This is a genomic window from Pseudoalteromonas sp. P1-9 (assembly GCF_001399975.1).
Lineage (GTDB): Bacteria > Pseudomonadota > Gammaproteobacteria > Enterobacterales > Alteromonadaceae > Pseudoalteromonas.
Window position 1 is genome coordinate 162,526 of record NZ_LKBD01000001.1, and the last position, 21,365, is coordinate 183,890.

The 21,365-nt window shown below is 39.5% G+C and carries 23 protein-coding genes; 14 read left to right on the plus strand and 9 right to left on the minus strand.

What is annotated here, in order from left to right:
- Positions 1 to 131: 131 nt before the first annotated feature.
- Complete coding sequence (locus tag AN214_RS00725) at positions 132 to 1,100, minus strand: ParB N-terminal domain-containing protein (protein ID WP_010558443.1); 969 nt, start codon at positions 1,098 to 1,100, stop codon at positions 132 to 134.
- Between the two features lie 13 nt (positions 1,101 to 1,113).
- Complete coding sequence (locus tag AN214_RS00730) at positions 1,114 to 2,349, minus strand: AAA family ATPase (protein ID WP_054977978.1); 1,236 nt, start codon at positions 2,347 to 2,349, stop codon at positions 1,114 to 1,116.
- 857 nt (positions 2,350 to 3,206) lie between these two features.
- On the opposite strand from AN214_RS00730, the gene AN214_RS00735 reads away from it, so the two are divergent.
- Positions 3,207 to 4,424: a hypothetical protein gene (locus AN214_RS00735; protein ID WP_010558445.1), complete on the plus strand. Its 1,218-nt coding sequence runs from the start codon at positions 3,207 to 3,209 to the stop codon at positions 4,422 to 4,424.
- 6 nt (positions 4,425 to 4,430) lie between these two features.
- Here AN214_RS00735 and AN214_RS00740 read toward each other — a convergent pair whose 3' ends face one another.
- A complete protein-coding gene (locus tag AN214_RS00740; RefSeq protein WP_054977979.1) occupies positions 4,431 to 5,294 on the minus strand; it encodes a DNA replication terminus site-binding protein in 864 nt (287 codons plus the stop codon).
- A 116-nt stretch (positions 5,295 to 5,410) separates the two neighbouring features.
- On the opposite strand from AN214_RS00740, the gene AN214_RS00745 reads away from it, so the two are divergent.
- The 4 genes from AN214_RS00745 (at position 5,411) to AN214_RS00760 (ending at position 9,524) form a co-directional block, all read left to right on the plus strand.
- Positions 5,411 to 6,394, plus strand: a complete 984-nt coding sequence (locus AN214_RS00745) for an iron ABC transporter permease (protein ID WP_054977980.1) — start codon at positions 5,411 to 5,413, stop codon at positions 6,392 to 6,394.
- On the plus strand, positions 6,394 to 7,173 hold the full coding sequence (locus AN214_RS00750) for an ATP-binding cassette domain-containing protein (protein ID WP_054977981.1): 780 nt from the start codon (positions 6,394 to 6,396) through the stop codon (positions 7,171 to 7,173). The genes AN214_RS00745 and AN214_RS00750 overlap by 1 nt, the downstream gene beginning before the upstream one ends.
- Positions 7,174 to 7,249: 76 nt before the next feature.
- A complete protein-coding gene (locus AN214_RS00755) occupies positions 7,250 to 8,599 on the plus strand; it encodes a class II 3-deoxy-7-phosphoheptulonate synthase (RefSeq protein ID WP_200911100.1) in 1,350 nt (449 codons plus the stop codon).
- Positions 8,600 to 8,801: 202 nt separating this feature from the next.
- On the plus strand, positions 8,802 to 9,524 hold the full coding sequence (locus tag AN214_RS00760; protein ID WP_152960685.1) for a transporter substrate-binding domain-containing protein: 723 nt from the start codon (positions 8,802 to 8,804) through the stop codon (positions 9,522 to 9,524).
- Here AN214_RS00760 and AN214_RS00765 read toward each other — a convergent pair.
- Positions 9,521 to 10,330 carry a sterol desaturase family protein gene (locus AN214_RS00765; protein WP_054977984.1) on the minus strand — a complete coding sequence of 270 codons (810 nt, stop codon included), beginning with the start codon at positions 10,328 to 10,330 and terminating at the stop codon, positions 9,521 to 9,523. The genes AN214_RS00760 and AN214_RS00765 overlap by 4 nt on opposite strands.
- On the minus strand, positions 10,317 to 10,745 hold the full coding sequence (locus AN214_RS00770) for an SRPBCC family protein (RefSeq protein ID WP_054977985.1): 429 nt from the start codon (positions 10,743 to 10,745) through the stop codon (positions 10,317 to 10,319). The genes AN214_RS00765 and AN214_RS00770 overlap by 14 nt, the downstream gene beginning before the upstream one ends.
- A gap of 100 nt (positions 10,746 to 10,845) precedes the next feature.
- Between AN214_RS00770 and AN214_RS00775 the strand changes: the two genes are divergently transcribed.
- From AN214_RS00775 to AN214_RS00800, 6 genes are all read left to right on the plus strand, one after another.
- Positions 10,846 to 11,832 (plus strand): AraC family transcriptional regulator, encoded by a 987-nt coding sequence (locus AN214_RS00775; protein WP_054977986.1) that lies wholly within the window; start codon positions 10,846 to 10,848, stop codon positions 11,830 to 11,832.
- A gap of 112 nt (positions 11,833 to 11,944) precedes the next feature.
- Positions 11,945 to 12,448 (plus strand): flavodoxin family protein, encoded by a 504-nt coding sequence (locus AN214_RS00780; protein WP_010558454.1) that lies wholly within the window; start codon positions 11,945 to 11,947, stop codon positions 12,446 to 12,448.
- A gap of 10 nt (positions 12,449 to 12,458) precedes the next feature.
- Entirely contained in the window at positions 12,459 to 13,268 is an 810-nt protein-coding gene (locus AN214_RS00785) for an arylamine N-acetyltransferase (protein ID WP_054977987.1), read from the plus strand.
- A 117-nt stretch (positions 13,269 to 13,385) separates the two neighbouring features.
- Positions 13,386 to 13,802, plus strand: coding sequence for a VOC family protein (locus AN214_RS00790; RefSeq protein ID WP_054977988.1), 417 nt, complete (start codon positions 13,386 to 13,388; stop codon positions 13,800 to 13,802).
- A gap of 43 nt (positions 13,803 to 13,845) precedes the next feature.
- On the plus strand, positions 13,846 to 14,247 hold the full coding sequence (locus AN214_RS00795; RefSeq protein WP_054977989.1) for a GFA family protein: 402 nt from the start codon (positions 13,846 to 13,848) through the stop codon (positions 14,245 to 14,247).
- Between the two features lie 203 nt (positions 14,248 to 14,450).
- Positions 14,451 to 15,749: an MFS transporter gene (locus AN214_RS00800; protein ID WP_054977990.1), complete on the plus strand. Its 1,299-nt coding sequence runs from the start codon at positions 14,451 to 14,453 to the stop codon at positions 15,747 to 15,749.
- A gap of 160 nt (positions 15,750 to 15,909) precedes the next feature.
- On the opposite strand, the gene AN214_RS00805 is transcribed toward AN214_RS00800, so the two are convergent.
- From AN214_RS00805 to AN214_RS00820, 4 genes are all read right to left on the minus strand, one after another.
- On the minus strand, positions 15,910 to 17,187 hold the full coding sequence (locus AN214_RS00805; protein WP_054977991.1) for a M56 family metallopeptidase: 1,278 nt from the start codon (positions 17,185 to 17,187) through the stop codon (positions 15,910 to 15,912).
- On the minus strand, positions 17,184 to 17,564 hold the full coding sequence (locus tag AN214_RS00810) for a BlaI/MecI/CopY family transcriptional regulator (RefSeq protein WP_235576689.1): 381 nt from the start codon (positions 17,562 to 17,564) through the stop codon (positions 17,184 to 17,186). The genes AN214_RS00805 and AN214_RS00810 overlap by 4 nt, the downstream gene beginning before the upstream one ends.
- Positions 17,565 to 17,630: 66 nt before the next feature.
- The gene (locus AN214_RS00815) at positions 17,631 to 18,038 is read right to left on the minus strand and encodes a hypothetical protein (RefSeq protein WP_054977993.1); all 408 of its coding nucleotides are present in this window, start codon (positions 18,036 to 18,038) and stop codon (positions 17,631 to 17,633) included.
- Positions 18,039 to 18,277: 239 nt separating this feature from the next.
- Positions 18,278 to 19,507 carry an alpha/beta hydrolase-fold protein gene (locus AN214_RS00820; protein ID WP_054977994.1) on the minus strand — a complete coding sequence of 410 codons (1,230 nt, stop codon included), beginning with the start codon at positions 19,505 to 19,507 and terminating at the stop codon, positions 18,278 to 18,280.
- A gap of 104 nt (positions 19,508 to 19,611) precedes the next feature.
- Between AN214_RS00820 and AN214_RS00825 the strand changes: the two genes are divergently transcribed.
- The 3 genes from AN214_RS00825 to AN214_RS00835 all read left to right on the plus strand — a co-directional run bounded on the left by AN214_RS00825 (position 19,612) and on the right by AN214_RS00835 (position 21,282).
- Positions 19,612 to 20,028 (plus strand): GFA family protein, encoded by a 417-nt coding sequence (locus AN214_RS00825; RefSeq protein WP_054977995.1) that lies wholly within the window; start codon positions 19,612 to 19,614, stop codon positions 20,026 to 20,028.
- Positions 19,976 to 21,001 carry a nucleotidyltransferase family protein gene (locus tag AN214_RS22165; RefSeq protein ID WP_161805646.1) on the plus strand — a complete coding sequence of 342 codons (1,026 nt, stop codon included), beginning with the start codon at positions 19,976 to 19,978 and terminating at the stop codon, positions 20,999 to 21,001. The genes AN214_RS00825 and AN214_RS22165 overlap by 53 nt, the downstream gene beginning before the upstream one ends.
- Positions 21,002 to 21,063: 62 nt before the next feature.
- Entirely contained in the window at positions 21,064 to 21,282 is a 219-nt protein-coding gene (locus tag AN214_RS00835) for a DUF6500 family protein (protein WP_010558465.1), read from the plus strand.
- Positions 21,283 to 21,365 lie beyond the last annotated feature (83 nt).

A 21,365-nucleotide genomic window follows, 5' to 3' on the forward strand; every position in this document is an offset into this window, starting at 1 on the left:
ATTTATGATATCGATTAGCGAATGGTTAAAAATTGACATTAAAAAGCGCGCTTACAGGGCTGTAAACACGCTTTTAGTGTAAGTGACTACTCGTTATTGCGAGTCGTACTTGGTTAACGCTAGCAACTAACCTAGTTAAAGTTAGCAAGTAGCTTAGTTAATTGCTCTAAACGTTTGTCGGTCAGCACGCGATTATCAATTTTAATCACAACATCACCGCTCTTTTCGTGTTTTTGCGCGCTAATGTAGCTATTGCCCATATCGATATTTTGACGAGCGCTTGATTTAACTGGCTCTGCGTACGTTAATTCACGAGTAATTGCTAGAGCTGTTTTATCATCAGTATCAAGCGCTAGCTCAGCTAAACGCTGTTTAACGTCAGCCACTTTTTCTGCAAATTGTTGCGGATCTTTTTCGCGGGCATCAATTAACTTTTTAGCGACTTCGCGGCCTACATGGTTTGCAGTAGGGTAAAGCGATAATACTTCTTGTGGCAGTTTTTCATAGGCTTTCAATGCATCAGCTATTGCTGTGTGCGAAACACCTTCAATTTCAGCCAGTTCGCGGTAAGAGCCTTTACGCCCTTCAGCAATTAGATCGTGTTTTGTTTGTGCGTAAGCTTGGCCTAGTTCCCATAAACTTGGCGCTATGTACTGATCAGATGACACCGCTAAAATTTTTGCATCTTCATCTGTAAAATCTGGCGAGCTGAGTACCAGATAATCACTGCCAGAGATCATACAAGCTTTACGACGACGCGATCCTGCCAGTACCACTTCTTGTTCACCTTGTTGCCAACAAAGGGCAGGGTGTTGGTTGCGGCCATCACTTTTGATGCTTGTAATAATGTCAGCGACTGACTTTTCGTTCAGTAACGCTTGTACACGGCGGTTTTTACCATAAACGTCTGTACTTTTTGCAATATCTGCATTTTTGATCAGTTTGCAGTACAGTTTAATTTCACGGTTAGGATCCGATGGTGCAGGCATAGTGATCTGATCACCGGCTTGTGCGTTTTCTAATAAAGCGTCTAAACTGCTCGACTCCACTGTTGTTGCAAATGGATCGATGCGAGTATCATTCTTACGTTTCTTTGCCATTGTAAAACCTAAATTAAGCTGTTTCTAACTGACATTGTGTTGACGACCAGTTTGAACGGATCAACATTTCTAGTTCATCAACCACATCTTTGATGTTTTCTTGTGATTTTATTAAAGACTCGCGACTGGCGAGACTGTCAGATGTTTTTTGATCGAAAATTGTATTGAAAGACGAGGAACTTGCGGTAATTGCAGAGCTATGATTAATCGGATAACTCATCACCTGACGGCCAAACGCACTGCGCACATCTTTAACAATATCGCGCTGTGAGTGATTGCCTTTAACATAGTTAGTTACCAAGAACTGCATAAAGTCCCAACCATTGTGACCCAATGCCGCAACCGTATGATAAATTTCACCTAAACGCTTTAAGTACTTGTTGTTAGCGTCAAAATCTACCGCTTCTGGGTGAACCGGTATTAACATCGATGTTGATGCCATTAATGCATTGTAAAACATAAAGTTAAGTGATGGTGCTGTGTCGATCAAAATAATATCGAATTGATCTTCAACGGGCTTAATCACTTTATCGAGCAACTTATGATAATGCTGTGATTCTTCATACCCTTTGCCTTCTTTTAGCTCTGTTGCAGTTTCGTGCTCAAAGTAGAAGTCGTCCATACCTGACGGTAAAAAGCGAATATTTGGAATATGCGTTGGCGCAAATGCACTTGATACTACATCGGCCCATGTCTCACCGTCTTCAAGATCAATACAATCACGCATCAGATCGCCAACGGTAATTGGCTCAGGTTCTGCTGGTGGAAAGAAGCTTGTAGAGGATCCTTGTGGGTCAAGATCAATAATACCTATGCGATAGCGTTTAATATTTGTTGTTGCTAATGCAGCAGCAATATTAACGAGACTTGTGGTTTTACCACAGCCACCTTTTAAGGAGTTAACAACAATAACTTGTAATTTATCACCTTCAGCGCGATTATCTGCGGGAATACCTAAGATATCGGCCATTTGATAAATATTACTTAGTGTATAAGCATAATGACCATTTGCCCCTTTCTTAATATCAAGGTGGTCAAAATCGCCTTGGTCATGACGACGTTTAAGCGTGCGGTTGTTGCATCCTAATAAGTCCGCAGCTGCTTTTTGCGTATACGTTCTTAATTCTTTTTCATCTGTCTTAATATGAGCGCGATAATGTTGAATACGCCCTTCAAGAGATTCCTCAGCTACTTTTGCAGTGGCTTTTAATAGCTTATAGGTACTTAACGCATTTTGAGTGATTGTCATAGCTAAACCTTAACACTTACGTGTAATATGCAAATGTCCATTAAATTTGCTGTTTTCACTATTCTATGACGACATCGTTTTAATTGAAAGAAAAAAATACAGTTTTATTGCGTTATAATTTTACTTAAAGAATAAGAAATAAGTTTAAAGGTGGTTAAATACTAAGGTATTAAAGACTAGAGCTGTGAATAGTTGATCTAACTGTATGTAAAACATCATTTTATTATTTTTTTTCGGATCGACTTTATACTTGGTAAAGATCCGTTCTATATCTACAGCGAGATCAGCCTTTTACTGACTAGTTTTTATATTCACCGTTAATGTACAGTTTATGCACAGCGTAATTCACAAAAAAGGTCGTTTAGATCAGGTTTTTACTAAGGTAACGCTTTGTAATTGTACAAATTTTTAAGGAATTACTTAGATCGTGTTAATTAAGATCGGATCCTAACTTGGTTGAGATCAGATCCCTACTAATTCGATCTTGAGTTATCCACATTTTAAATTTTGAGAGCCCATTTTTACTGGCTCAGAACCGATTTTTACCAACTGAGGGCCTGTTTCTCTAAAAAAAACGCTATTTATACTAATAAATCGTGCTTTGAGTTGGTAAAATATCGTTCTGAAAACGATTTGTTAGTAAAAAAGTGATCCCAGTACGTCAAAATTTGATTTGTCTGTGTGTTTTTTACACGAAACAGTCATGTTTATTTCGTTTTATATATTTTTAGTTGGTAAAAATTTGATCTGAGCAAAAAAAACGAGGCCAGATCACAATTTTACTAACTAATTTAATTAACTTTAGTAATGATCTGTGATGATATTAACAGATAATAAAAATTTAGATGGGAACTTGAATGTCTAATAAAGTAAATATCTCGGTTGAGAATTTGCCGGATACCTTACGTGGGCAGATCCATGGCGTTGAAAGCGCTATTGATAATGAAAATTTGGCATTGTTTACCGATAATAAAGATGTTCGTGTTCCTATTGAAAATGCTCGCCACGATCTTCGCGCGTACTCAAACACTTTTAATCATTATGATCTTTGGGGCCGTTTTGTGCGATCGGGTCATAAAAAACTGCCGGTAGAAGAAGCGCCGGGCAGAACGATTGTTACTCGACGTATCTCTGAACGCATTGATGGTATTCAATACGAAGGCGAATTAAAAATTACGCCTGCGGTTGTTAGTACCAAGCAGCAGGGTGAAGAAAAAGAGTTTTTAGTCTGGCCATCTGATCGCGAAGAAAAAGTAGAGCGTGCACTTATCCGCCTCGCTTCAAAAGGCAAAATTGTAAAAATTAACTTTAAATCGGGTATTCAATACGCGGTTGTATTCTCTATGAATGAGCTGGCACAAGAACTTAAAAGTGTTGGTCAGTCAATGCCTTACCCTCAAATTAAAGAGGCGTTAGAGGCGCTGCAAGGCTCTAAGCTGAGCTTTAAATATTCAGCGAAAGATACCAAAAATACTGATGTTGATGACTCGTTTTATGAGTCGAATATGAACTTTTTATCGTCGTTACATTTTAGTGGTAAAAAAGGTCAGGGTGGTAATATTAAGTGTGTTGCTTGTCTTAATGCGTTCGTTCACAACATGATCGATAATCTTGAATACAAAGGCTATTACTTTAACCGGGCACAAGAGCTTAAACGTGGTTTATCACGTTGGATGATGCTACGCCTTTATCATTTGTGGCGTTATGCCGCTCCAGGAAAAACACATCACTTCCGTTTATTGTCGATTATGGAAAAGTACGGATCAATTACAGGTGATGAAGAAATTACCGAGAACAAACTTAAAGCTTTGCGTCGTGATATGACGACAACGATGAAAGATTTGATCAGTAAAGGGGTGATTTCAGACTACACCATTGATAATGTTAAAGATGATAAGTCTGGCAAAATTGTTGATTACGTCTATGAAATGTTCCCAACAGATGATTTCTGTGAAGAAATGCTGAGCCTGAACAAGCAGAAGAAACGCTTGGAAATTCAAAGCGGTAAACGCATCGCCGATGACGCTATTGTCATTGACAACGAAGAAGATATTGTACAAATCGTTGAAGATTAAACGCTTTTACGGTGTTTCTAAGAAAAGTCGCTCAATTAGGTAGCGACTTTTTTTTGCGCGTGTATCAGGCTTTTTAGCATAATCGGTAAGCTTGCCAATTTTTGTAACCTTTTCAGCGTTAAATAAAATAAACGGTAGCGCAGCACTTACATGATAGCGATCGTTGGCGCTAAAACGCACGTTGACTTGGGGCGAAACCCGAATAGGTCGACGAATACGCAGCTTTTGATTTTCACTTAAACCCACTATTCGTTGTTTTTCTTGTTCAACCATTGCTTGCCATGTTGCTTTATCTTGCGTGATCATCGGTTTATGGCTTTGGTTTTGTTGTAAAAAGGTAAGTGCCTGTTTTGCGCTTAAGTGTTGAATCGAATGTTTATGCATCCAAGTAAATCGCACGGAATACGCGCTGCGGCTTTCACAAAAGATCTGTCGATAAAACGCTAAGGTGATCAAGTTGGGAATTGTACTGTGAACGAGTTCAAAGCGGGCGTCTTTGCTTTTTTCTGATAATACAGTTTGCTTAAAATTCTGTTTTTCTTGATTAATTGCGCTAATAAGTGCTCGGATTTCGGGAGCATCCCCTTTAATACCAATCACCCCAGGGTGGCGAGTAAGTAGTTTTCCACTTAATTCGGGCTGTTTAAATACATCCTTAAATGCCGAGCAACTTTTATTGAGCGCATCTAATCCCTCAAATGGCGTGACGGGAATTTCGCTAGGAGGGCTGTGGTTTTCCGCTTCTTTTACTTTTGGTAGTTGATAATAATGACAAAATGCGAGATCTGAATTAACTAACGCGTGTTGTAATTGTTCAATTAGTTGGGTGCACTTATCAAAGTGGCTGCGTAGTAAAAAACGTTTATTCATTCTTTGATCTCTCGCGATACTGAGTGTTTGATGTTATTTACTGTTGCCGACAAGCACAAGCTTTATGCGCCATTTTCTGATATAAACGCAGTATTACCAATCAGTTAAATTGTTTCATGCGCAAACACGCTATTTTTACGTACGGTGTTGGGTTTATTGCTATTTTATTGAGCCTTTTTATTGGACTCAATGGTGGTAAAACCATTCTGCCTTGGCAGCTAAGCGAAATTGATAAAGTGATTTTATTTGATTTACGTTTAGCAAAAATCATTACTGCCATAACGGTGGGGATCTGTTTGGCGATTGCCGGACATTTGTTTCAGTTATTGTTAGCTAATCCGCTTGCAGAGCCCAGTTTACTTGGCATTTCAGGTATCGCATCGCTTGCTGTCATTTTAGGTGCGGCGGGGCTGATATCAAGTGCCTTTGATTTTAGTGTGTTCTACATGTTTTTATTTGCCTTGTGCGGTGCTGCATTGGCAATAAGTGTGATCTTTTTGATCGCAAAAAAGCTCGGTAATTATGCCAGTCTCGCAATCATATTGGCAGGTATTTGTATCACCACAATTACATCAGCGATTTCTAGCTGGTTTATTTTTTATTCAGATAACGATCAGTTACGCATTTTTAGTGTGTGGATGCTCGGTAGTTTTGAACATGTCACTATGACCAGTGCACTGGTAACACTTGCAGCAACCGGCGTAATTGTTTCTTTATTAAAGCGTCGCAGTCGCGCACTTAATTTTGTCTATCTCGGCGATAGAAACGCGCAATTGCATGGTATCGACGTAAAACGCTTGCGCTTAGAATGCTTGTCGGTTGCTGCTTTATTAACAGCGATTGCGGTATCGCTAGGCGGAATTGTGGCGTTTTTAGGCTTGTTGGTTCCTCATGCGTGTCGTATGATTTTCGGAAATGATAACAAGCATTTAATCACTAAACTGTGTTTCGTTGGCGCTACGGCTATGGTGTTTATCGAGTTTTTATCTCGTTCATTAATGAGTACTAACTTACCTTTAGCGCTTGTTAGTGCAACACTTGGTGGTCCTTTGTTTATTTGGGTGCTATTTAAACACTTTGCACACAGGAACCATATGTAATGACTGCGCCTATCAGTTTAAAAATAAGTGATTTATTGTTAAACCCGTTTAATGGCTTTACGGTTCAGGTATCGGAGTTGTCGTTAAGCCCTGGTTTTTATCACTTATTAGGTGCAAATGGGGCGGGAAAATCAACCTTACTTGATTGCATTGCGGGCCTCTATAGCGAGGTTTATGGTGCGATTACTATTTCTGGAAGCGTTTATTCATCGTTGTCGCTGCAACAATTAGCGCAAAAACGGGCGTACTTAACTCAGCAAAACCAAGCACATTTTTCAATTACCGGATATGAAATGCTGGCAATTTGTTTTGATAGCGAGGTTGATAGTTTAAAAGTACTACTTGAAAACAATGCGGTAGTACGAGGCTTAGAAGTGGCCGGTTTACTTGAAAAACCATTGCAGTTTTTATCCGGCGGTGAACGACAGCGCTGTTATCTCACAGCTACCTTGCTTGGCTGCGATGAAAAATTAAAGCCTCAGGCCAACTTATTATTGTTGGATGAGCCTTTCACCGGGTTGGATATTAAACATACTTTATGGTTAATTGATTATTTAGAACATATTAGCAGTCGAATTTGTGTTTTATCTTCTCATCATGAGGTGAATTTCGCCTTAAAATCGCAAAATCCTTGTTTATTAATGAAAAAAGGTTCGCTAATAGGCGAGTTTAAAGCAGGTCGTGATATTAAAATTTCGAATCTTATTGACTGTTTTGGCCTTAATTCATCGCAAATAAGTTATGAAAATAATGCTTATTACCAAATATCATGGAACTAAACAAATTATCACTTGAAATTTAATTTTAGCCCTGTAAATTCGGAACTGAGGTTATATTGGAATGAGGAAAAATGTAGTGAAACCTTGGAGCCCGAATAGCTGGAGAGATCTCCCTATTCAACAACAGCCAAATTACAGAGATGCTGAACAATTATCAAACGTAGAAGCACAGTTAAATTCAGCACCACCACTGGTGTTTGCGGAAGAAACTCGTAGTTTATTTAAGTACCTTGAAAATGTGTGTGAAGGTAAAGCCTTCTTACTACAAGGTGGTGACTGCGCAGAAAGCTTTTCAGAGTTTAATGCAGCGAGCATTCGCGATACGTTTAAAACCCTTATGCAAATGGCGGTTGTTTTAACTTACGGCGGTAAATGCCCTGTAGTAAAAATTGCACGCATGGCTGGTCAATACGCTAAACCGCGTTCAGCTGATCTTGAAACGATTGATGGCGTTAGCCTACCGTCTTATCGCGGTGATATCGTTAATAGTTTCGAATTTACAGAAGATGCACGTATCCCAGATCCGCAGCGTTTAATGCAGGCGTATCATCACAGCGCGGCAACATTAAATTTATTACGTGCATTTGCTCAAGGTGGTTTAGCAGATTTACACCAGGTAAATCGTTGGAACATGAGCTTTGTTGCGGCAAACCCACTTAAAAACAAATACCAAGAGCTTGCAGATCGCATTCAAGATGCACTGCAGTTTATGGAAGTGTGCGGTATTACATCAGGTAACTCTGCAAATATTCGCGAAACTGAATTGTTTACATCGCACGAAGCGCTACTGCTTGGTTATGAAGAAGCATTAACACGTCGCGATCACTTATCGGGTGATTGGTACGACTGTTCTGCGCACTTTGTATGGATTGGTGAGCGCACACGTCAGTTAGATCACGCTCATATTGAGTTCTTCCGTGGCATTAAAAACCCAATTGGTGTGAAAGTGGGCCCTGGCATGGATCCTGATGATCTTATTCGTTTAATTGATGCAGTAAACCCAGATAACATCCCTGGTCGCCTAACGCTTATTACACGCATGGGTGCGGACGTATTACCTGAAAAACTACCTGCGTTAGTACGTAAAGTACAGCAAGAAGGTCGCAAGGTGATTTGGAGTTCAGATCCAATGCACGGTAATACTGAAAAAGCTAGCAATGGTTATAAAACGCGTAGCTTTGATAATATTATGCGTGAAATCAGCCAGTTCTTTGCAGTTCATAAAGCTGAAGGTTCATACCCAGGTGGTATTCACCTAGAAATGACAGGCCAGCACGTAACGGAATGTACCGGTGGTGCATATGGTTTATGTGAGGAAGACTTAGCACAGCGCTATCGTACTCAGTGTGATCCGCGTCTAAACGCCGATCAGGTACTTGAGCTTGGTTTCTTAGTGGCTGATTTATTGAAAGACGCACGCAAATAAGCGGTGTTTTCATCACCATAGAAATACATTAAAGGCCTAAATACGGGCCTTTTTTTATGGCTAAATGGATCGATTTTATATTCATTATCGTTTAATTTTATTTACGCAGTTAGGCTTATTTACGCTAAGCTTAACGATAGGTTGTTAATATTTATCGCTTTTGTTGTTTTGAGTTATCGATGGTAAGGAGATTGGAGGCATTTTGATACGGATTTTACTGCTTACATTGGGTTTGCTTGCGTTTTCAGCGTTTGCGGGTCAAAACAGCTTGCGTTACAACATGTCTGGTTCTAACAACTGGGTGCCTTACTACATGCCCGATAAAGCAACGCCAGGCATTCTTGGTGAGCTTATTCCGCTTATTTTAGCTGAAGCAAATATCGAAGGCGTGCAGCTTAATTTACCGCCCAAGCGCACCAACCAAGCATTATTAGAAGGCAAACTCGACTTTGATACTGTGTGTGCTGAATGGTTTCCAAATCAAAAGGTCGGCCCTGAATTTGTATTATCAAAGCCCTTGTTTACCGTAAAAGAATATTTTGTTGGGTTAAAAGATGCGGATAAAACTGCGCACTTAAATCACGACAATATCGGCACCGTGCTGGGTTACTATTACTACGATGATAGCTTGTTTAATCGCATTGATTTTAAATCAGAAAGAGAATTGGTGTTAGCACTTAAAAAAGCGCGTGTTTCGCGCATTCTTATTGGCGATTTAACGGCGAGTTATTGGGGTAAACGTTACGATGTTAATCTTGATTTCCAAAAGCTACATACTGAAGGGTTACTGAGATTACGCCTTAATAAACAAAAGCAGCATTTGTTACCAAATCTCAATGCTGCTATTGATGCGCTTACAGAGCGTGGTGTGATAGCGCGTATTGTATCAAAATACACCCGCCTTTATTCGACTAACCTTAACTAGTGACTAGGATACCCAAATAACACGCTGAGTTTTGCTCGCAGGGTTTTAGCTTGCTTTAACTGCCTGCTTAAAACACCTAATTGCTTAAAGTTCGCGCTCAGAGGGTTGTCTTTTGGTAATTCACCAACAATGCCATATTTAATGGTAATTGCCTTATCTTCTGGTGCAAATGTGCCAAATAGTTTATCCCAAATAATTAATACACCAGCGTAATTTTTATCGATGTACGGCCTGTTAGTGGCGTGGTGAATACGATGATGGGTTGGTGTGTTAAATACCTTTTCAAACCAGCCTAAATTACCTATCACTTGAGTATGAACAAAAAACTGATATGCCAGATTAATTGCTACAATCGCGAACACTAAACTCGGTGAAAAGCCGATTAAAATCATCGGCAACCAGAATAGCCACATGCCAACAATCGGATATAAAATGCTTTGTCTAAATGCCGTAGTAAAATTCATGTGCGTTGAACTGTGATGCACAACATGAGCCAGCCAAAACCAATGAATGTTGTGGGATGCACGATGAAACCAGTAATACAAAAAGTCCTGTAAAATAAAACCAATTAACAAGGATGTGAAGGTGAGTTTAATGTCGAATAAAGCATACTGATGTAGCCATAAAAATATTGGCATTAACAACAGTAATATCACTGCATCTGATGCTTGGTGTAACAGCGCCAGCAAGGTGTTATTAATGCTGTCTTTTATATTGTAGTGTTGTCGCGCTTTTTTAAATTCCAACACGACACAAATAATAAAAACGGGGCTCAACCCCAGTAAAATAAGTTCAACTGGGATCATAAAATGCTCCTAATTTATCAAGGCAATTGCGAATGTCATTGGCCAAAATGCGGCGCAATAAAACACCAGGTAAATACCAAGGTGAATTACATTGTATGGTGTAAGTTACGGTTGTGTGCTTGCCATGAGGTTGCAAGGTAATAACGCCCAAATGATCTTTCACAGGGAAGTTGTTTAATACGCGATAACGGATCTCACGTTCACTGGCATGGATAATTTCTTCTAAAAACGTAATACCCAACAGGGTTATTTGCCTTACGCAGCCTTTTCCACCTATTGGCTCATTGTTATTTTGTGGCTTTACAACCTTGAACGACGCATTGAAAAACTGATTAAGGTTTTCGTGATCGATCAACTTAGTAAAAATTTGATCTGGCGTGGCCAGTATTGTTTTTTGATATTGAACAGAAATCATAAAAAATGACGCTAATGAACACCTGTTAGCAGCATAATTTGACTTTAGTTGTTTATCTTGCGCTAATACGCCATAGTTTTTGTTATTTTACGACAATATTATGGCATCGGTTTCAATTGCGTATTTGCAAAGCGTTTTACACTATTTACATGATTTAGGCATAGAACCACCAGCGCATCACGCAAACATTGCGCTGAGTAATAGCGATAGCGCGCACCAAGTAACAATGAAGCACTATGTTGATTTGCTTAATTACGGCGCGCTTTTAAGTGAGCAAAGCTTATTTGGTTTTGAACTAGGTAAACGCATTCAAGCCAAAGATTATGGTGTACTTGGCTATTTGGTTGAAAGCTGTGAAAATTTAGAACAAGCGATTGAGGCACTTATTCGTTTTGATTCGTTAGTTGCGGATATTGGCGAAACTAAGGTGAGTCATTTTGATCAACAAGTTCAGCTAGACTGGCATGTTAAAAGTGACGATTGTAAGCAAATGGTGCTAAGAAACACCACTGCTTGGGTTGCCACTGTACGCAAGATTCTTGGTGAACACTACCAACCTGATGAAATTACGTTCACCTTTAATTTAAGCCAAAATGAACGGCTTACGCTGAGTAATTGGTTTAATTGTAATGTGACAACAAACGCAATTAAAAATAGTATCGTTTTTTCAAAGGCGTTACTGTCAATCCCCTTTACAAGTGAAAACAAGGCAATGTTTCAGGCCTTAATACAGGTATCTGAAAAAGAGCTACAAGCACGCCAACCCAATGAAAATATAAAAGAGCAGGTAATATTGCTGCTAAAAGCAAAAAGCAGCTTAAAAAACTGCGATCAAAATCGGATCGCAGCCGCTTTGTTTATGAGTCCAAGAACCTTGCAGCGCAAACTAAAACAGCAAAATACCTATTTTATTGAATTATTAACAGATGAGCGAAAATCGCGAGTCGATTTTTTACTAACTCAGCACACTATTGCTGAAACAGCCTACGAGCTTGGCTTTCAAGAACAATCTTCGTTTACGCATGCGTTTAAAAAGTGGTTTTCGACAACACCGCTGCGCTATCAAAAGTTACTGTTAAAAAAATAATTTATGACTTTTTCGCTTTTGATAAATAAAAAAGTTTAAAAAAACGCTTTACCTCAACCCGACTTGAGCTTTTAAAGTACCTGCACAATTTTGGCAAAAGGACTTTAAACTGATGAAAAAGTTAGTGTTATTTTCAAGTGCAAATAAACAAGGCAATACAGCAAAACTAATTGAGCAAGTTGCGAAACACCACCAATTGGATGTGATCGATATCGACTCGTTACAGATTTCGCCATACAACTATCAAAATGAATACCCTGAAGACGATTTTTATGCGTTGGTTGAGCGAATTTTAGCGGCCGATAAATTAATTTTTGCATCGCCTGTGTATTGGCATGCACCTACCGCCCCAATTAAACAATTGATCGATCGGATCACTGAGCTAACAGACGTACCAACACTCAAACCAAAAGCCCGTGCGTTTGCTAATAAAAAGGCCTTTGTTTTGGCCACATCGGCAAGTGATGAGCTATGCCCTATTTTTGATGGCTTTTTCGCAAAAGTGTTTAATTATTTTGATATTCAGTACACAGCGAAACTACATGCTAGTTGTCGTGACGGTTTTTCGCTAGATAACACCGTGTTAGCGCAATTTAACGTGGCACTAAATAAGTAGGAGTACCCTGATGGAACAATACGTACAAGATTATTTAAATCAGCTCAATGTGGCACCACAACTGCAAGGACTAGCGCTTATTTCGGCGCTTCATAAAGCGCATATAGCGACATTCCCTTTTAATAGCGCCAATGTCATTTTAAAAGAAAACTTATCACTTGAACCTGAAGCATTGTTTGACCGTGTAGTTACAAATCGACGAGGCGGATATTGTTTTGAACACAACAAGGTATTTTACCTTGCCTTAAAAGCGCTTGGTTTTACGGTTAGGCCACTTATAACACGGGTTTTACTTGATGGTAATGAGCAAAATGGCCGCTTGCACCGTGTTACTTTATTAGAATATCAAGGGAAACAATACATTGTAGATGTGGGCTTTGGCGTGCTTAACCCGCGCTTTATTGTGCCATTAAAAACTACAACGATTGATGCGCCAAATGGTCGGTATAGCCTTGAACAAACTGGCGATCAAGCGTATCGCTTGGCGTTAGCGCCTAATAATGACCAACCGATCACACTTTACCGTTTTGATTTAAGTGAATTCACCGAGATGGATTGCAATATTGGCCATTTTTATAGCTCGCAACACGAAAATGCGGCATTTGTGAATAATCTAGTGGTATCACGAATAATGGATAACGAGCGCATTTTAATTAGGAATAACCAAGTTACCTTTTTTGACGATGCACATAACCAGCAAGAGGTATTTACCATTACCTCGGCGAAACAATTACATTCGCTACTGACAGAGCAGTGTTTAGTGGAGCTAACATTTGCACAAACGCAAACCTTGTTTGAGTTTATTAATCGAGAAACGTGATAAGACATTTAGCAAACAAAAGCGGCCTTTTAGCCGCTTTTGTTGTTTTAGGTTAACTGGTTGGCGCTTTGTCGTTAAACTAAATAATCTGAGCTAAAACCGCAAAAGTGAAAAGTGATGAAACAGAATATTGTAAATATTGCACTGGTCGTAAAAGACTATGATGAAGCAATTGATTTTTATGTAAATAAGCTTAAGTTTGAATTGATAGAAGACACTTATCAGGCAGAACAAGATAAACGCTGGGTTGTAGTGGCACCACCAAACTCTACCGGTACGGCACTGTTATTAGCAAAGGCATCAAAACCTGAGCAGCACGCGTTTATTGGTAATCAAGCGGGTGGGCGCGTTTTTCTATTTTTGAATACCGATGATTTTTGGCGCGATTATGAGCACATGAAATCGGTAGGCGTGTCGTTTATTCGTGAGCCACAACAGCAACCTTATGGCACAGTTGCCGTATTTGAGGACTTGTACGGAAATCGTTGGGATTTACTACAATTAAACGCTGAGCATCCAATGGCAAATAGATAGTTCTGATTGTTAGTCTAAAAGAGAGCGGCAAGGAGAAACGCGTATGCAGCATCAAGGTTCATGTTTATGTGGCGCAGTTAAGTATGCGATAACCGGTAGTTTTAATGCATTTTATTTGTGTCATTGTGCGCGCTGTAAAAAGGGAACCGGGACCGCTCATGGTGCCAATTTATTTGCATTTAATGCGCAGATAGACTGGCTGCAAGGGCAGGCACAGGTAAAACGTTATCAGCATTTAAACACTCGGCATGTTAAAAGTTTTTGCACCGATTGCGGTTCGCCATTACCAACACACGATCACGATTTAAATTGTGTTGTGGTCCCTGCTGGCAGTTTAGATACTGATGTGCCAATTTCTCCAAGTGCGCAAATTTTTGTTAAAAGCCGCGCGCCTTGGTTTAATGATATTGCGCACACTCCTTGTTTTAACGGCTTGCCGAAATAATATTACGTAATTTGAACTTGCCGTTATAAGCGACTTTTAGAGACAAAATTAGTTAATGTGTTTGCAAAGGTTTTGCGATTGCCGTTTTAATTAATTGCATCAGTTGCTTTGCTTAATAACTAGTCTAAAGGTTAAGTATCTGATCTAAATAGTATATATTTTCGTAGTAATAAGCTTAATTAAAACGGAATTTCTAAGGATTTATGACACATTTTTCAAAATGGGTAGAGCGTTTCCATAATCGCATCGGCAGTAATTCGTCCAAGTGTAACGAACTTGACGATAACGCCTGTCAGGCGCAAAACGGTAATTACCTGTTGTTTGTTGTGTCGCTGGTATTAAGCAAAATCGCCGATTCACTCGCCAGCGCTAAAGTGGTGTTGCCTTGGTTAATGGCAACCACAGGTGCGCCAATCTTTCTAACCTCACTGCTTGTGCCAATACGTGAATCGGGCGCGATGTTGCCACAAATTGTATTGGGTGCGCATATTCGCCGCCAAGCAACGCGCAAGCAATATCTTGTTTATGGCGCGGTATTACAGGCTATTGCGGTACTTGCTTTGCTGTTTGCGGCAATAAGTTTGAGTGGCACTGTGGCTGGTATCGCTATTGTTGTTTTAACCATTCTATTTAGTTTGGCACGCGCTATTTCCTCTATCGCAAATAAAGATGTGATGGGTAAAACCATTGATAAAAGTAAACGTGGCAAATTAAGTGGTACCGCCGCCAGCATTGCGGGTGCAATTACAATTGTGTTTGGTGGTGCGTTATATCTACGCTCAAGCGAACAAGGTGGAGCGATTATTTTACTTGCGCTGGCCGCTGTATGCTTTTTATTAAGTGCATTTAGTTGTGCGCTTATTAAAGAATATGATGGTGATAAGAGCGACGACAAAAGTGCGCTCGAGGTTGCAAAAAACAACTTAAAACTACTTAAGCAAGATATTGGTTTTGCTCGTTTTGTATGGGTACGAAGCCTGATGATAAGCTCTGGTTTAGCGGCTCCTTACTTGGTTTTAATGGCAGAGCAGCAAGCCAGTTCTTCTTATGTTTCGTTAGCCAGTTTAATTGTACTTGGTGGTATAGCAAGCCTTATTAGTGGTCGAATCTGGGGTAAATTGGCAGACAAAAATAGTAAAGGGCTGATGGCATTTACGGCAAGTTTAAATACGATTATTTGTTTGCTTAGTGCACTGTTTATTTGCTTTGAAGTTGACAGTATTTACCCTTACCTTGCATTGTTTTTTGTACTACTTGTGGTGCATGAAGGTGTGCGCCAAGCACGAAAAACATATTTAGTCGATATGGCGGGTGGTAATAAACGAACTGACTATGTTTCGGTCAGTAATAGTTTAATTGGTGTGGTGCTGCTACTAATTGGCCTATTAAGCGGGGCATTAGCGCAGTTTTCAATTTTTGCGGTGATGCTAGCATTTGCGCTTTTTAGTGGTATTGCATTTGCGCTGAGCTTTAGTTTGAAAAATGTATCTAAGAAAGACTGATTATATGAGACTTTAAGCTACGTTACTTGCTGGATTTAAGCTACGTTACTTGCTGGATTTAAGTTGGTATTGGCGTTATTACGCGGCTAGTTTTACTTTTCACAAAGTTGCAAAAGGTCTATTTATCTTTGCTCTAAGTTAATAAATAGACCTAGCTGTTTTATTCCGGTTTTTGCCCTCGGCTTGGTGTAAACGCAATAGAATACGCGTGGTTACTTACTTGGTAATTATCAATTTCAATTTTTGCTTCTTGGTCAAACGCAACAATGAGCTTTGGTTGCGCTACAATTTCTTCGCCCGCGTCGCTTACTTCTAAAATGTCCATTTCTACTTCAGCAACGTCATTATTCTCAGATACCATAAAGTTAAAATGAAATTTGTCGCTAATGTTAAACGCTGCTTTTTCGTTAAAATGTACCCACATTGTCATTTGTGATGTGTGCGTGTTTATCGCTTGATCATTTGTGCGTTCGGTCACGTTAAGTTCAAAATTTACAAAAGCACCTTGCTCGCTTTTGGTATTAGCGCTGTTTGGTGCAGCTAGCGCAAGTGTGTGCCATGTTATTAACAATAGTGCCGCTGTAACTGACATCGTATAGGTAAGTTTGTTTTTTAAAGTCATTTCTCTTTGTTCCTTGAGACGTTTTAGTCGTTGAATGTTATTGTTTTTAGTTGAGGTTGCGGTGCAGTTTAAAGTGAGCTGCTGGCTTTGGTGTTGGTGTAAAATTAACTCGGCAAAATCAGCCTGATATGCTTTATAGCCATAATGTTGTGCGCATTGTTCATCACACAGGGCTTCAATATAAAAGCGTGTTTGTTTGCTCAGCTTTTTAACCAGTGGATTCCACCACAACAAACTCTCCACTAAGGTTAAAATCAGCAAACGTAAGTTATCGTTATGTACTTTGTGTGTTTTTTCATGGTTAACAATAAGCGCGATTTGGTTGGCTTGCGTGATGGTGTTAGACAACACTACTTTGCTGTTAAACACTCCCATAAGCATGCCACTTGGCACGCTTTCAGCGCGGTAAACGGGCACTGCGTGTTGTTTAGATAAGGTGTCGCAATAGCTAAATGATGCGCTATTAACAATGCGTGCGTGTGTTTTTAACTGTCGTATCAAGCGTGTGCTAAATATCACGCCACCCAACAACACACTGCTAAGCAATAGCATTAAACTGAGTTGCTGATAATCAATAAAATGAGTATTAAGACGTGTTTGCTGCGCGGTTATTGTGCTGAATGTGTGCGACAGAATAATTGGATTCACTAATGCATCTGCAGGTAGCAATTTAGCGAGCATAGGGTAGGGAATACACCAAGTAACAAGCGCAAATACCGATAAGCGATAGTTTGCTTTATTTGACCCGTTACCAAATGCTAATAAGCTCAGCACAAGTACCGAAATGCTTATGTTGATCAGCAAGTAAAACATCATTTTTGTAAGTCCTTTTTACGTTCTTTAAGCACCGACTCTAAGTATTCAAGATCGTCCATTGAAAGCGCTTCTTGCTCTAAAATATGAGCCGCTAACGGTCGGCTTTTACCGAGGAACACTTTGTTTATAAAGTCTTTAATCAGCGGCACGCTAACGCTTTGTTTTTCTGTAGTAGGTGCGTAAAAAATAGTACGTCCTTGGGTTTTGCTGCGCTTTAAGCTGCCTTTTTTTTCTAGTCGGTCGATAATCGTTTTAACGGTGCTGTACTTTACGTCGCGTGTATGTGCGATTTGCTTATGAATTTCAGGTGCACTGGCCTCTTTGTGGTGCCAAAAAAGTTGCATCACTTCTAGTTCAAAATTAGAAAGTGCCATCATAACAAGCGTTTTTTTAATTGAATGTATGGATTGGCTAATTTAATTAGTTAGTTGATTGTTTAGTGCTCAATTTTTCGTTACAGCTTTTAGCTTTGCTATTTGCTGTAGTGCAGTATCTAAATCGCTTGCAAAAAAATGCGTCATTTCAAGTTTTTCGAAGATTTGTGTTATTTGTTGCTTAGAGATGTTTTTGCTAAAGCTATCGGTAAGTATGGTGGTGTCTGACTGTACATTATTTTGTTTGCGCCACAAAAAATGTTGTTCAAGTCGTGCGATAACTTGTGGAATAAATACCGTTTCACAACGAAGAATTGCAATATGATGCCATGGGGTTCCGGCAAATTCATTTACTATTGCAGCTACGTCATTATGGTAATGATCAACGGCTTCAATATTCCATGGCCCTTTTGCATCGGCCACGATGATATTGTTGGGTAATAATGTAAGTGAGAAAGTTCCGTGTTCAATTGCCATTTTATTGGAGTTGGCTAAGTTTCATTCTTTGAGTGTAATTCAAATTAACGTGAAATCTAGTTATTGACTGGGCATCAATAAAAGCGCAAATAAAAAGCGCCAATTTGGCGCTTTTTATTGCGGTGATGTTTGGTGCTTAATAAGGTTGTCACTCTTCCAATCTCAATATGCGGAATGTGACGAAGCGACTCTATCTATCAAGTTTAAATCGTTAACGAACCTTTAAGCAAAAGGCTTGGCTAGTTAATTTTTGCAGCCAAAATATTAAGTTGCCATTGCTGTGCGTTTTGATTTTTCGCAAGCGTGAGGGCCTTTTTGTAATATTGTTGAGCGTTTTTGCTATCACCGAGTTGTTCGTAAACGCCGGCAATTGCTTTTAAATGACTTATTGATTCACCATGCTGGCTTTCACTTTCTTTTAGAATACTTAACGCAGCCTTTGGCGAATCAAAATGGCCAGCGTAACTTGCTTGCTTTGCTACTAAAACTTGGCTTGATTGTGGCAAAGCATTTATTGCTGATGCGATAAACTCGGGCACGTTATCAACTAATTGATTGCGGTAGTGATAGCGCATTAAACTTTGCGCAACACTATTGGGAATTGCTTGTTTTAGCTGCCATTTCTCTTGTAACGCAGCATAATGCTCAATAATCGACTGCGGCGTTTTTATTGCAAGTTTACGCTCATTGATGTGCCAACCTTTGAAAATCGTTTTTAAACTATTTCGCAATGCAATTAAACCTACTGAGTTATGATTTTCATCTGGGTAATGGGTAAATTGCCACGTTAGATTTGCGCTAGGGTTTAAGTCCAAATAATTAATAAAATCATATTGTCCCATACGGGTTTCATCGCCAAGGGCTAAGTGAAGCGAAATTGGCGTATAGCTTTGTTGCTTTAATTGGTCGTTGGCTTTTTTAACGATGGCATTATCGCCAACCCAAACAGACGGGCTAATCGAAATATAATGATTAAAACTATTGGGCTTTTCAATTAACGTATTGAGTACAAATAGCCCGCCAATCGACTGACCAACCAAAATATGATTATTTGCCGTGCGGTAATGTTTACTAATATAAGGTTTTACTTCTTTGGCTAAATAGGTGGCAAATTTTGTCGCATTGTCGGGCGTTTTTTGCTCGTTAAAGCTAGGTGTCATATAGCTACGGTATGACTGAGTGCCTTTATCAGCAATTGCCACCAAAATCACATTTGGAATTAGTTCGCCTTTATTGGCGAGCATATCTAACATGCCAGATACCGCGTTAAAATTGTAGTCGCCATCAAGCAAGTAAATTACGGGATAAGTAGCGTTGGGGTTTGCCGCATAGCTTTCAGGCAGTAATACTTGAATTGTTCTGTCTTCATTTAGCGTGCTAGACGCGGTAGTTATACGTTGAGCTTGTGCCTCAATGGTCGTCGCGAAATATACGACACATATAAGAAATAGCTGAAAAAAGCGCTTCATCTGGGTTCCTGTTTCATGTTGTTTCTATCCATCCCCTAGGATGATTACTTAAATTACATTAAAGTGAAAATAATTAAGATAAAACACAGATTGAGGTCGTCGCGATGATTAAAGGGGCGTGTAATTGCAATGCGGTGCAGTTTGAAATAACCCGTGATGTAAAAGATATTTATATGTGCCACTGTTCGATTTGTCGCAAAGCGACAGGCACTAATGGTATTGGTGTGCTGGTGGTTGTCAATGCCGACTTTAAATGGCAAAGCGGATCAGAACATATCTCGACATGGAAAAAACCAAACAGCGACTGGCAAACGTGGTTTTGCACAGTGTGTGGCTCTAAATTACCAGGTGATAACGACAGCGAACGAAAATTTATTCCGGTAGGGCTAATCACACAAGGTGCTGAGCAGTTTAAAGTACGCCATCATATTTGGGTTAATTCAAAAGCGTCGTGGGATGAGATTGGCGATGATGGGTTACAGCATCCACACGCTTACGGCACTGCAAATACGCATGATTAGCCTACAAAAAGCAACACAAAGCGATGTTGATTATTTAGTATCGCTGCGAAAATTAACCATGCATAACTATTTGCTTGAGGCAGGTATGCCGTGTTCGGATCAAGATCATTTAGCGCGTGTTAATTATCAATTTGCTGCAACGCACGTAATTGCTTTCGATGGCAACATTGTTGGTATAATTAAATTTGCCAATCAGCATGAAACTGGGTGTTGTTACATTTATCAATTACAGATCCACCCTGATTTTCAAAATAAGCAGCTTGGTAGCCAAGTTATGGCGTTAATGATTGAAAACGCCAAACTGCAGCAGCTCGATGTGGCGTTAAGTGTAATTAAACAAAACCCTGCATATGGGTTGTATTTGAAGTTGGGTTTTCAAGTTGTCGGTGAAGACTGTGCTGAATATTTAATGCGAAGGCCTCGTGATAATAGTTACCAGCACTTGCTTGAACGCGATGTGTTAGACGACCCACTTCGGATGTCAGCACTTAATGCACTGCGCCAACTTAATATACCAAGTGCGTATATTGCGGCTGGGTTTTTACGTAACTTGGTGTGGGACAAACTTCACGGGAAAACTAAATTAAGCAGTTTAAACGACGTTGATGTTATTTATTTTGACCAAAACGAGACAGATCACAATTTTGCAAAACATCATCAAGCAAGCTTAGTTAAGTTAATGCCAAATGTAAATTGGCAAGTAAAAAATCAGGCGTTAATGCATGTAAAAAATCACGATAACCCTTATTGTTGTTTGGTGGATGCGATGCGTCACTGGCCTGAAAAAGAAACCGCCGTTGCGGTGAAATTAAACCATGCTAATCAGCTTACCTTTATCTCGGGGTTTGGCTTTGAGTCGTTATTTAATTTAACCCTGCGGTATAATTCAAAACGTGAAAAAGCTATTTTTTTAACACGACTTAATAACAAAAAGTGGCAAGAAAAATGGCCTAAATTAACATTAGAGCTGTAAACGGGGTTTACAGCTTATGCAGCTTAACTTGGTTTTTAAACCATAAATAGGAAGAAGTATTAATGAGAGCGGAACTTAGGCAAAAAATAATCTCAGTATGCGATAAAAAAATTGCCGCGAAAGGCGATAACGTAGGCGTGTCATTTTACGCGTTTTTTGCCAATAAAAATGACGATCCTGAACGTTTAATGGAAGCCGCTACGTGGTGGATTGAAACACATAAACTTGATCATTTTGAAAAAGCGACAAAAATTAAGAATATGGTACTAGCTGAGCAATAAGCACAAAGCTATTCTGTAAGGCTAAAACACGTATTTTGGAAACCCGCAAGCGTAACACTCATTATGGATTTTAAACATTTGAA